We start from the raw sequence: 12,604 nt of genomic DNA on the forward strand, positions 1-12,604 counted from the left end.
AACATGCCAGATATTATACAGCTTTTACCGGATGCCGTTGCCAACCAGATTGCCGCAGGGGAAGTAGTGCAGCGACCGGCCTCGGCAGTAAAAGAGCTGGTGGAGAATGCGCTGGACGCCGGCGCCGACAAGATCCAGCTGATCCTTAAGGAGGGCGGCAAATCGCTGATCCAGGTGATTGACAATGGTTGCGGCATGAGCCTTACCGACGCCCGCATGAGTTTTGAAAGGCATGCCACTTCAAAGATCCGCAAGGCAGAGGACTTGTTTGCCATCCGTACCATGGGCTTCAGGGGCGAGGCAATGGCCTCTATCGCCGCCATTGCGCAGGTGGAGCTAAAAACCCGCCGGCACGAAGATGAGCTGGGCACCTGTATCCTGATAGAAGGCTCGGAAGTGATCAGCCAGCAGGCCTGTTCGGCTAATACAGGGACCTCCATCTCGGTAAAAAACCTGTTTTACAATACCCCCGCCCGCCGCAACTTTTTAAAAAGTAACCCGGTGGAAATGCGCCATATTATTGATGAATTTCAGCGTGTGGCGCTGGCCAACCCGCAGGTGTTTTTCTCGATGCACCACGACGGGCAGGAGATTTACCACCTGCCGCAGGCCACATTAAAACAGCGCATCATTCACCTGCTGGGCAATAATTATAACGAGCGTTTAGTGCCGGTAGAAGAAGATACCAATGTGATTAAACTGCGCGGCTTTGTGGGCAAGCCCGAGTATGCCAAAAGAACCCGCGGCGAACAGTTCTTTTTTGTGAACAACCGATTTATCCGCGATGCTTACCTGAACCACGCGGTGCTGATGGCTTTTAAAGAATTATTGCCTGAGGATACTTATCCCCTTTATGTACTGTTTATTGAGATAGACCCGGCTAAAATCGACATCAACGTTCATCCCACCAAAACAGAAATTAAATACCAGGATGAGCAAACCATTTACGCCATTATCCGGTCGGCAGTAAAGCGCTCGTTGGGCAGGTATAACATCACCCCGAGCCTGGATTTCGACCAGGAAAACAGCATTGAGCATTTGGTTACGCCAAAACCTTTTGAGGAAATTGTAGCGCCAACCATCAGCTTTAACCCCGATTATAACCCTTTCGCCACGGAGCAAAAGATTGAGCGCGAGGCCCCGGTATACAGTAGCAGCAGTAACTACCGCAGCTCGCCGGTGCCGCAAAACTGGGATACCCTTTACGAGATCGCCAGGAAAGAAGAAAACGCACAAAGTGAAATGCACGGCCAAAAAACCATTGCTGTTGACGACCAGGACCTGAATAAACCCAGCGAGCAGCAGCTTTTCCAGGTGCATAACCGTTATATTTTATCGCAGATAAAATCAGGTTTTATGGTGATCAACCAGCAGGCGGCGCATGAGCGGATCTTGTACGAGCGTTTTTTGCAGCAACTGGAGAACCATACCGGCGTAAGCCAGCAAAGCCTGTTCCCGCAGTCGGTTACACTAAACAGCAGCGATTTTGAGTTATTAAAGGAACTTTTACCCGATATTCGTGCGCTGGGTTTTGATATCCGCGAGTTTGGCAAAAACACCGTAGTGGTGGAGGGTGTCCCGGCGGATCTGAATAACACTTCGGAAACGGAGATCCTGGAACAATTGCTGGAGGGGTTTAAAAACAACCAGTCGATATTAAAACTGGACAAGCGCGACAGCCTGGCGCGGTCTCTTGCACGTAATGCTGCAACGAAAGCAGGCACCAGGATGTCATTGGAGGAAATGAATTTATTGATCGACCAGCTTTTTGCCTGCCAGATGCCCAACCTGGCGCTGAACGGTAAACTGGTGATCACTACTTTTACATTAAACGAATTAGCAGAACGATTTGAAAAATAATCCCGCAGGCGCGGGGTTCAACACATAAAAATATGAGTCCACAAAGGCAATCACCTTTCGATAATTTAACGCCGGTTGTAAAAAACCTGCTGATTATTAACATTATTTGTTTTTTACCCTTTCTGGTATTGGACCATAGCGATCCAAGAGGACCCTATACCACATTAATGGGCGGATTTTATTTCAACTCCCCCAATTTCAAGCCATGGCAGCCTATTACTTACATGTTTATGCACGGCGGTTGGCAGCATATCCTATTCAATATGTTTGCTTTATTTATGTTCGGCCCAATACTCGAATATGCAATAGGGGCTAAGAAATTTTTAAACCTTTATTTTATATGTGGAATAGGAGCTTACGTACTTCAAATGTTGGTACAGGCGATCGAAGTACACAATTTAATCGGTAGCTTCACTATCGCTCAGCCGTCGCTTGATGCCTCCTATCTCCAATTTGGCGACAGAGCGCAGGCTCTTCACGATCTCTATTTTGGGCCTTTGGTTGGCGCATCCGGAGCGATTTTTGGTGTTTTAGTTGCCTTTGCCATGTTGTACCCCGAGCTTGAATTAATGATCTTGTTTGTTCCCGTACCAATTAAAGCGAAATACCTTATCCCCGTGTACATTTTAATTGAACTTGTTTCGGGATTCGGACAATTTACCGGCGACAATGTTGCCCATTTTGCCCACTTGGGCGGCGCGTTGCTGGGTTTCATCATGATAAAAGTTTGGCGGTACAGGTAGGCGTTTTTTAAAGTTTCAGGTACAAAAACACCGCCACTGTTAATAGTTTGTAAAATGCATAGCGCAATACAACTTTTTTAAATTATTTGGGTTATCTTTAAGTACATTTTATCTGACATGAGTACCCTCTGGAAAGACATACAACTCAAAATGCTCCATTCGGGCAGTAAGCTGAATTTGCTTATTGGCATCAATATTATTGTGTTTTTATTGATCAATGTACCCTCGATATTTGAAACACTCTTTTTTAACTCGCATAATTTAGACCGCCTAACGACTGAGTATCTTTTGCTTCCTGCGTCCTTACACAAATTGCTTACGCATTTCTGGACACCGCTAACTTACATGTTCATGCACGCGGGTATTTTCCATATCCTTTTCAACATGCTATGGCTGTATTGGTTCGGGCAAATATTTGAAGAATTCCTGGGCAAAAAACGGACCGTCGGTTTATATTTAATGGGCGGTTTCGCCGGGGCATTTTTATTTGTATTTTGTTATAATGTACTCCCTTTTTATACCCAATTGCATGTAGCTGACAACAGCACCCTGGTAGGGGCTTCAGCGGGTGTTATGGCTGTTATGGTTGCCACCGCTACCCAACTACCCAATTATACTATACCACTGATATTGATAGGCCCGGTAAAATTGAAATGGCTGGTACTGTTTTTTATTGTCGTTGATTTCTTCGGAATTACCAGCGCAAACGCCGGTGGCGAACTATCTCACCTGGGCGGCGCGCTGATCGGTTTTATCTATATCAAACAACTGCAAAAAGGGAACGACTGGATAGCCGGCATCACCAAAATATTTAAACCCAGGCCAAAATTAAGGGTAGTGTCCTCCAATCCTTCGGGCAGATCCTCCGGCGCGCCAAGACAGGAAGAAATTGATTTGATTTTGGATAAAATTTCCCGTTCCGGATACGATAGCTTGTCCAAACAGGAAAAAGATATACTATTCAGGGCAAGTAATGAAGGCTGATAACAAGCTTCCCTTTATCGACAGGCTGTTTTTATGGATAAATATTATCCTTTGCGTTGCCCTGTTGCTCAGCTACCTTGCACCCTTTACCGATCCGCGTAAAATATTGTTCCCCGCCTTTTTAGGACTTGCCTACCCGCTGCTTTTATTGTTAAACGTCTTAATGATTTTTTATTGGCTTATCCGTAAAAAATGGCATGGCCTGATTTCTGTTATCACTATCCTTGCCGGGTACCCTACTTTGCTCAATAACATAGGCTTTCATGGAGGGAATAAAGAGGTGATTATACCGAAACCGGCAAATACCATCAGGATAATGACCTATAATGTTCACCATTTCAGGCATTACGGTTCAAAAATGGATGAATCAACCCGAACGGAAATATTGCAGATCGTTAAACAACAGCAGCCCGATATCCTTGGTTTCCAGGAATATTTCACCCAAAAAAAAGGCGTGTATGATTTTACCGATTCAATAATGAAAATTTTAAATGTAAACTTCGCCTACTTTAAAAGCTTTACCATAAGCCCGCATAAAACCATCGGCATGGCGATATTTTCAAGATACCCGATAACTGACGAACAGGTTATTCCCCTGTCTGACAGCACCAACGAAAACCAATGTTTATATATAGATGTGCTAAAGGACAATAAACCTTTTCGCTATTATAACGTGCACCTTAAATCAATTGGGTTTGACCCGGAAGATTATAAATACCTTGACGGTGTTTCAAAAAAAGGCAAAACAGATATACGTTCAACCAAACGCATGGGGAGTAAATTGGTAAATGCCTTCAAAAAAAGAGCCGCACAAATGTATTTGGTTAAAGAAAACAGCCGGCAATGCCCATATCCCTATATTATCAGCGGCGACTTTAACGATACCCCCTCGTCTTTTTCATTGAATCAAATGGCAGCCGGTTTAAAAAACGCATTCAGGGAAAAAGGATCAGGTTTTGTACGTACCTACAACGGAGATTTCCCTAATTTCCAGATTGATTATATTCTCACCAGCCAGCAATTCAACATCGTGGATTACCAGGTCATTGAAAAAAAGCTATCAGATCATTATCCGGTTAGGAGTGACGTTTTTTTAAGTCGTTAGTCTTGAGTCTAAAGTCGTAAGTCATTATTTCTGTAAGTGCCTGACTGGTAACTGAAGAATTGACCGGTTCAACTTTTTGACTTAAGACTTCGGACTTAAGACTTATTTCTTCATCTCTTCCTTAATCGCCCTTAATAATTCGTTGGCGTTATGTGAGCCGATGATGTAAACCAGCCCGTCGCGATCTGTTAAAAAGATAGCTTCTTTGCCAGATGCAAAAAAACGGATAGTTCCTTTGGAGTGCAGGTTATATACCGGGTTATTAAAAAGATACCTGCTGTACTGTCCCTGTTCGGCCTTAATAATGCTGTTAAGATCGATCTTTACCAGGCGGGTGGTCCATAAACCATCCAGCAAAACACTTTTATTTAAAATGCGGGTCCGAAAATGGAGTAAAAACCCCATAATGATGGAAATAATGATGATAGCAAAGCCAACCACTACCAGCAGGTCGCCGTTTCGTTCGCGCTCATCAGTAAAAAAGTATGCGGCAAAACAAAACATAGCCAAAACCAGGCGGATGGTAAGCGGTATAAACTCACGCCCCAGGTATTGTTTTTCGGTAAATGCCGGTTTATCGCTCATTTTTTTAATTTGAAAATTTGACGATTTGAAAATTTGAAAATTATTGCAAATGTTGAAGATGATTAAATCATTTTCAAATTGACACATTTTCAAATCTTCAAATTATCTTCATCAACTCGAATATAGTTACTTTTTTGGTTTCCTTACTTACTTTATAACGTTCATCGGGCCGGTATCCGCCAACCCATATCACCTCACCGTTGCCATTAATCAATAAAGGTATTTCATTTTTTTTATGCAAAGGCACTTTCTCCCCTATAAAAAATCACTTATTTTTTTATTCCCGCGCATGCCCAGCGGATAAAAATGATCTCCCTGCCGCCAGGCGCGCAAAGTTAACGGATATATCAGTAAGTCAGTATCAATTGATACCGCCAAAGGATTGTTTTTTACAATAAGCGGGCTGTCATCATGCAATATGCTGAGTTTATACCCGGGGTAATCCAGTTCCCGGTCATTTAAACGGATCCGTATTTCTCCGCCTGCCTGGCAGTCAACAGGGCTGATAATCAGTTTGCCCCTATCAATCACCAGCCGGTAACTGGGCGTTTCAAATACCCGTCCCGGGTGTTTATCCAGCGACGCGATGAGGTCATCAACAATAGTTTCGTTAACGCCAAACGCTTGTAAAAGGTTAAACAGCAAAAGTTTTTGGGGCGCCAGTTTTTTCAGCTCATCCAGCAACAGGTGTACCTCGCTATCCTGGTAAACAAACAGTCGTTTTTGCAAGTCAGCAACCGTATGTGCCAGCAATTGTTCCAGCTCACGAAAATGCTGCAGGTTTTTCTCAAAGGTTTGTTCCAGGGCGGGGTTAAGCTCTTTTAGTTTTGGGATCACCTCCAGCCTGAGCTTATTGCGGGCATATTTTACTGATGCATTTGAGCTGTCCTCTACATAATCCAGCCTGTTTTCAGCAATGATATTTTTGATCTGCTCCCGGTTTAAAAACAGCAATGGCCTAACCAATGCGCCATTCTTTGGCAAAATGCCATGCATGCCTGCAATGCCGGTGCCGCGGGTAAGGTTTAACAATATTGTTTCAATTGCATCGTTTTGATGATGCGCAAGCGCTATAACTGAGTACCCCGATTGTATCCTGACTTCTTCAAACCATTGGTACCGAAGATTGCGGGCCGCCATTTGGGTAGATATTTTTTCATCGGCGCCATATTTCAACGTGTCAAAATTGATAGTGTGGAAAGGAACATGCAGCTGTTCGGCAAGCCGGCGGCAAAATTCCTGGTCGCCGGTTGATTCATCGCCCCGTAATTGGAAATTACAATGGGCAATACCAAAATTAACGCCTGACGATTTAAGTAAATGAACCATTACCACAGAATCCATACCCCCGCTCACTGCCGCCAGTACCTTGCTGCTGTGGCCGAACAGGTTATTTAGGTCGATAAAATCAGTAAAAAGTTTAACCGGCAGCATCCATCAAAATTATTAATTTAAAACCCCAACAAAAAACTAATTTTGCCATCGTGAATAAATATGTTTTAAGTTTTTGTTTATTGCTTGCCGCCGGGGTTGCTATGGGCCAAAAAAAGTCGATTGTAAACCTGATCAAATCCCAAAGCAGCACAGGTATAAAACTTAACGGCAAGGATATTATAAAGGTGTACCAGGGCACATTTAAGCAGGATTTCTCTACGCTAAGTTCGGATAGCGCCTACTTTTATCCCAAGGATAATGCCGTGGATGCTTTCGGCAACGTACACATCAACCAGGGCGACACGCTGAATGTTTATTCGGACAAGCTGAATTATAACGGCAACACCAAGGTGGCCATATTAACGGATAATGTGCGCCTGGTAGACAAGGATGCAACGTTAACCACCAACCACCTTAACTATAATACGGCAACCCGCATAGGTACCTATACCGATGGCGGCAAGCTGGTAAACAAGGACAATACCCTTTTAAGTAAAAACGGGTATTATTTCGCCGTAAGCCGCGATGCCTATTTCAGGTATGACGTGTCACTTAAAACGCCCGATGCGCTGGTTAAAACAGATACGATGCGCTACAATACAGGCACGCGGATCTCTTATTTTTACGGGCCCACCAATATTTACAGTACCAAAAACGAAAAAGACAAGGATACCCTGTATACCGAAAACGGCAACTATAACACGGTGAATGAACAGGCCTCCTTCGGGAAAAATAACTTTTACCACTCGGGAACAAAATCCTTAAAAGGCGACAGTTTGTTTTATGACAAGCTGAAAGGCTATGGGCGGGCGGTTAAACATGTGATTTTTAACGACCGGGAGCAAAAAACGACTATCAGGGGGAACCTGGGCACTTATTTTAAGGCCGATGAACGTACCATTATTACCGATGACCCTTATGTGATCATGGTTACCGAGCAAAAGGATACCACTAATGCCGACTCAGCGGCCAAAGCGGATTCATTAAAAAAATTGCAGCCGCAAAAAAAGGGAGCAATTACGATGGATCAGCTGATCAAAAAAATGATCCCGGGTAAAACCGGCAGCATCAGCAGCGAACAGAAGAACAAATTGATTGATTCTGCCCTGATTAAAAAGGACGAACTCATCAAACGCATCCAGGCCGAAAACTTATCAAGAACCGATTCTGCCTTTAAAAAACTGTCGCCACAGATCAATGCCGTCATACCAAAAAAAGACATCCCGGCAGTGGTTAATACAGCGACGGGCTTGATAAAAAGCGATTCGACAGTTAAGAAGTTGATGGCAAAAAGCAATACGCCAAAAACCAAAATAGTGCCTGCAAAAAAGCCGGGCGGTGCCACGGTAGCCAAGAACACGGGCAAGCCAGTAGCTACGGATAAACTACAATTCAAAAAGCTAACTGGCAAGGATACGTCTAAAATGAAGACGGACTCTATTTATATGTCGGCTGATACGATCGAAACGCAAATAATGACCTATAAGGATTTAAAAGTTTATTTCGAAAAACAGCGCCAGGCCCATTTGATTGATACTACCGTAAAGAAAAAAGCTAAAGTAAAAGAGTCGAAGTTTTTGTCGGGAGCCCGTGCCGTTTTAAAAATAGATTCGAACTTTTTGCAACGCGAAATTTTTGGCAAGGCGAAACCCGTTGCCGTAAAGAAAAAACAACTCACCAAAAAGCAGTTGGAAAAGGATAGTATCATAAAAAAACAACAGGCCGATTCTATCGCGACAGCAAAACTGCATGAACCAAGTGACACCGCCCGTATCAGGATCATTATTGCGCACCATAATTTTAAAATGTTTAAGTCGGATCTGCAGGCAAAAGCCGACTCGATGTTTTACAGCAACAGCGACTCCACCATCCGCTGTTATGTAAACCCTATGATGTGGACACAAGGCTCGCAACTTTCTGGCGATACTATCCATTTGCAGATGAAGCACAAAAAACTGGACAATTTGACCATGTGGCCACATGCCTTTATTGTAAATATTGAAAAAACGGATTCATTGCATTTTAACCAGGTAGCAGGCAAACGAATGCGGGGATTTTTTAAGGACGATAAACTGCACCGGATGCTGATTGAAGGCAATGCTGAAAGCATTTATTTTGCACGCGACAGCGGAAAAATGACCATCAGCGGCATGCAGCGCTCATTAAGCAGTAAGATAAGGGCCGATTTTAAAGATAACAAAGTAACCAATATGGGCTTTTATACCAAGCCCGAAAATAAATACGGCCCCCTGAATAAATTTACCGAAGACGATAAAATATTAAAAGGTTTTATCTGGAAGCCAAAAGACAGGCCGGTATCCAAGGAGTCGATCATCCCCTCGTTCAGCAAAAAGAAGAAAAAAGCCGAAGCCAAAGCTCCTGCCGCAAAAGCAGCCAAAGGAAAGCCAAACGATAAAAAAACAGGGGGCAAAACAGCAAAGGACAGCACCCAAAAAACTAGCCCCGGAAAACTGCCTGCACTAAAAACAGCGAAAGATAGTACGGTAAAACCACCCGCAATAAAAGCGGCAAAAGACAGTACCATAAAAACTCCTTTAATAAAAGCCGCAAAAGACAGCGCGGTAAAAAAAGGACCGGCCAGTTTGCCGGTTGGCGGAGCAGGCAAAGATTCTACCCTTAATTCCCCGGTAAAGCTACCCGTTATAAAAGCGATTAAGGACAGCGCCAAAACGGTGCCGCCGAAGGGTAACCGATAGCGTAAGTTTTGCGGTCATTGGGCCAAATTTTTAACTACAAAGGGCACGAAGAACGCACAATGAACACGGATGATAAGCCCGATAGTGATGAGCTGTTATTTCATATAATTACGGAATCAATTTGCATATCTGCACATCAAACCGCTTTCTCTTCCCAAATCATGCATAAATACAAAATGGTTTCCACTGCTTTTTGCATATCCTGTACCGACACCCATTCCTGCCGGCTGTGGAAGGCATGTTCGCCGGCAAAAATATTAGGGCAGGGCAATCCCATAAACGAAAGTCTTGATCCATCGGTGCCGCCCCTTATGCTGCACATTTTGGCTTGCAAACCAGCACGCCTCATGGCCTCCATACCATATTCAACAATTTGCGGATGCTGATCAAGCACCGACCGCATGTTGCGGTACTGCGGCTGCACGTCCAGGTCATAGGATGAACCGGGGTATTTTTGCAAAACCTGATTGACAACGCCACGGATCGTATCGGCATGGTCCGCCAGCTTTGCATCCTCAAAATCGCGGATAATAAACTCTATGGTTGCTTTTTCTACATGGCCCTCAACTGCAACCGGGTGCACAAAACCCTGCATCCCTTCGGTACCTTCAGGCGACAGGCCATAGGGCAGCGCCGCGATGATCTCGCCGGCTATTTTAATAGCGCTTTCCATCTTCCCTTTCGCGAAACCGGGGTGTGTGCTTACGCCTTTAATGGTGAGTTTTGCCCCATCGGCCGAAAAGGTTTCGTTTTCCATATTGCCGGCGCTTTCGCCGTCCATGGTATAGCCGGCATAGGCCCCAAGTTTTTCGATGTCGACCTTATCGACGCCACGGCCGATCTCTTCATCCGGCGTAAACAGGATCCTTATTTTACCATGTTTTATTTCGGGGTGATTGATTAATTGATAACAGGCGTCCATAATTTCGGCAACGCCGGCTTTATTATCGGCGCCCAGCAAAGTGGTGCCGCTGGCCGTCACCAGGTCGTTACCAATCTGGTTTTTCAGGTCGGCATGGTCTTTTAATCTGATGATCTCTGACGGATCATCGGGCAGAACGATGTCCGCTCCCTGGTAGTTTTTATGTACAATAGGTTTTACCCCCGTACCGCTGCAATCAGGTGCGGTATCCATGTGCGAACAAAAACAAATCACCGGCACATTGCTTTTTGAAGTATTGGCAGGGATAGTAGCATAAACATACCCAAATTCATCCAGGTGCGCATCATCAATTCCCATGGCAAGCAGTTCCTTTACCAAAATGTGGCCCAGGTCCTTTTGTTTTTCGGTGGAGGGGATCATTGTAGAAGCAGGATCGGATTGCGTATCCACCGTTACATATCGTAAAAAACGCGCTGTAACTGTAAATTCCGCTATTGAATTGAAATTCATATAAGTATTATTTGAGTAAATTTTATACTTTTGAAAAAGCTCCTAAAATTGTAAATATTGATCAACATTTAGCATTGAAAAAATATATTTTATTTTTCGCAGTAGTTTTTATTGCAACTGCTGTAAAGGCACAAAGTGGGTATAATTATCAGGAATGGGGTATCGGGGGCGGCGTCAGTTGGGAACGGGGATATACCAACATCACCACACAATACAGTCACCCGGCATTTAATCTCAATGTTGTTTATAATTATAATCCATATCTGCCGGTTGAAGCCGAAATTCAGATAGGACAGCTATCCGGCGGAGGCAATTCACCCAAACAGGATCCTTACGGCCGCCATTACACTAATAATTATAAAGCGATTATTTTTCATGCCGATTTTCAGCTTGGCGCCGGTATTGATTACAGCAACGACTGGTTCCTCCAAATTGTAAAGGATTTTTATATCGGCTCAGGTGTCGGTTTTATTTCAAACACCAATACGGTGCAACGAAACAGCATCTATCAGCCCAGTTATGTATTCCCCGGGAATAACAACAGCGTGGATATCATGGTACCCATTCGTTTTGGTTATGAGTTTAAAATCTTTGATGAATATAACGAGCCGGCTTATGCTATTGATATCGGATATATCCATACCCTTGCTTTTGGCGAAGGCCTCGACGGTTATAACGATCCTTCGTCGAAATTTAAAAATAATGCCATCGATCAGTACCGGCAGTTCAATATCACCTTTAAATATTATTTCGGCCGGGTGGTATCGTTTAATAAACTGATAAGGGAATTTCATTAACAAGTTGAATATAGAAGAACTTCGCGAATATTGCCTGCAAAAACCGGGCACGACCGAAGGTTTACCTTTTGGCGATGACACCCTTGTTTTTAAGGTTGGCGAAAAAATATTTCTGCTCACCAGCATCCGCCAGGGCGACCGTTTCAACGCCAAATGCGATCCCGAACTGGCCGTCGAGCTACGCGAACGCTATACCGAAGTACAGCCGGGCTACCACATGAACAAAAAGCTTTGGAATACTATTCATATGGATGGCGCGTTAACCACCCGGCAACTACAGGAAATGATCGATCACTCGTATGAACAGGTATTTAAAGGCCTGCCGAAGAAGGTGCAGGAAGAAATAAATGTTAACAGGAATTGGAATTGATATTTACCTTTATATTTATAAACCTAAATTGCAAAAGTAGAAATGGGATTATTTAGCTTTCTTAAAAACAACGGTAACGGGCAATTTGTATCTGCGCCAGCATTTGAAAATCAGGTTGCAAAACAAATGCAAATGACGCCCCTGACGATGAAGGAGTTAAGGAAGCTCGACGTAACTGAAGACAAAGAGCTTAAGCTTGAATATTTCTTTTATACAAATACTGCTCAAAAAGCAAGTGTATTCGCACAGGAACTCGAAAAGTTAAAATATGAGGTTAAATCAGGGCAATCTGCCGGTGATAAAAAGCTTTTCATAATTACAGGCTGGACAACAAAAATGAAAATGGATGATGTAACTGTTTCAAACTGGACAACAAAAATGTGCGAATTGGGTTTTAATTTTGATTGTGAATTCGATGGGTGGGGTACAACACCTGATCAGTAAATTAACTGACCGTCAAAAAGCAAAATATAAAGTTGTACAAAATAGACTAAAGGCCTTTGCGCGGTCATGGTTCTGCAAGCTCACCATTACAACCCATCGCATTAATAAATTAACTCCGATACTAATAAAATCTGCATCGGATAATCCGCTAATCAAATAACTTTGTCAAAAC

General features: G+C 43.6%; 12 protein-coding genes. 8 read left to right on the forward strand and 4 right to left on the reverse strand.

Features of this window, described 5'->3' with window-relative positions; all coding sequences use genetic code 11:
- Positions 1-3 precede the first annotated feature (3 nt).
- The 4 genes from mutL (at position 4) to MgSA37_RS26110 (ending at position 4,692) form a co-directional block, all read left to right on the forward strand.
- Entirely contained in the window at positions 4-1,860 is a 1,857-nt protein-coding gene (mutL, locus tag MgSA37_RS26095; RefSeq protein WP_096356514.1) for a DNA mismatch repair endonuclease MutL, read from the forward strand.
- Between the two features lie 32 nt (positions 1,861-1,892).
- On the forward strand, positions 1,893-2,603 hold the full coding sequence (locus MgSA37_RS26100) for a rhomboid family intramembrane serine protease (protein WP_096356516.1): 711 nt from the start codon (positions 1,893-1,895) through the stop codon (positions 2,601-2,603).
- Between the two features lie 117 nt (positions 2,604-2,720).
- Positions 2,721-3,587 carry a rhomboid family protein gene (locus tag MgSA37_RS26105; RefSeq protein WP_096356518.1) on the forward strand — a complete coding sequence of 289 codons (867 nt, stop codon included), beginning with the start codon at positions 2,721-2,723 and terminating at the stop codon, positions 3,585-3,587.
- Entirely contained in the window at positions 3,577-4,692 is a 1,116-nt protein-coding gene (locus tag MgSA37_RS26110; protein ID WP_096356519.1) for an endonuclease/exonuclease/phosphatase family protein, read from the forward strand. The genes MgSA37_RS26105 and MgSA37_RS26110 overlap by 11 nt, the downstream gene beginning before the upstream one ends.
- Positions 4,693-4,794: 102 nt before the next feature.
- On the opposite strand, the gene MgSA37_RS26115 is transcribed toward MgSA37_RS26110, so the two are convergent.
- From MgSA37_RS26115 to tilS, 3 genes are all read right to left on the reverse strand, one after another.
- Positions 4,795-5,277, reverse strand: coding sequence for a hypothetical protein (locus MgSA37_RS26115; protein ID WP_096357757.1), 483 nt, complete (start codon positions 5,275-5,277; stop codon positions 4,795-4,797).
- A gap of 97 nt (positions 5,278-5,374) precedes the next feature.
- Positions 5,375-5,524: a TilS substrate C-terminal domain-containing protein gene (locus MgSA37_RS29270; protein ID WP_232010735.1), complete on the reverse strand. Its 150-nt coding sequence runs from the start codon at positions 5,522-5,524 to the stop codon at positions 5,375-5,377.
- 8 nt (positions 5,525-5,532) lie between these two features.
- Entirely contained in the window at positions 5,533-6,711 is a 1,179-nt protein-coding gene (tilS, locus tag MgSA37_RS26120) for a tRNA lysidine(34) synthetase TilS (protein WP_232010736.1), read from the reverse strand.
- Between the two features lie 50 nt (positions 6,712-6,761).
- Here tilS and MgSA37_RS26125 point away from each other — a divergent pair, with 50 nt between their 5' ends.
- Positions 6,762-9,428, forward strand: coding sequence for an OstA-like protein (locus MgSA37_RS26125; protein ID WP_096356521.1), 2,667 nt, complete (start codon positions 6,762-6,764; stop codon positions 9,426-9,428).
- 136 nt (positions 9,429-9,564) lie between these two features.
- On the opposite strand, the gene pepT is transcribed toward MgSA37_RS26125, so the two are convergent.
- Positions 9,565-10,821 carry a peptidase T gene (pepT, locus tag MgSA37_RS26130; RefSeq protein ID WP_096356523.1) on the reverse strand — a complete coding sequence of 419 codons (1,257 nt, stop codon included), beginning with the start codon at positions 10,819-10,821 and terminating at the stop codon, positions 9,565-9,567.
- A gap of 74 nt (positions 10,822-10,895) precedes the next feature.
- On the opposite strand from pepT, the gene MgSA37_RS26135 reads away from it, so the two are divergent.
- From MgSA37_RS26135 to MgSA37_RS26145, 3 genes are read left to right on the forward strand one after another with little or no spacing between them, the layout of a single operon-like run.
- Positions 10,896-11,618 (forward strand): hypothetical protein, encoded by a 723-nt coding sequence (locus tag MgSA37_RS26135; RefSeq protein WP_157750753.1) that lies wholly within the window; start codon positions 10,896-10,898, stop codon positions 11,616-11,618.
- Between the two features lie 4 nt (positions 11,619-11,622).
- Complete coding sequence (locus MgSA37_RS26140; RefSeq protein WP_096356527.1) at positions 11,623-11,988, forward strand: MmcQ/YjbR family DNA-binding protein; 366 nt, start codon at positions 11,623-11,625, stop codon at positions 11,986-11,988.
- Positions 11,989-12,030: 42 nt separating this feature from the next.
- A complete protein-coding gene (locus MgSA37_RS26145) occupies positions 12,031-12,432 on the forward strand; it encodes a ribonuclease E inhibitor RraB (RefSeq protein ID WP_096356529.1) in 402 nt (133 codons plus the stop codon).
- Positions 12,433-12,604 lie beyond the last annotated feature (172 nt).

Origin of the sequence: Mucilaginibacter gotjawali, from assembly GCF_002355435.1 — a bacterium.
GTDB classification, from domain to species: Bacteria; Bacteroidota; Bacteroidia; order Sphingobacteriales; family Sphingobacteriaceae; genus Mucilaginibacter; species Mucilaginibacter gotjawali.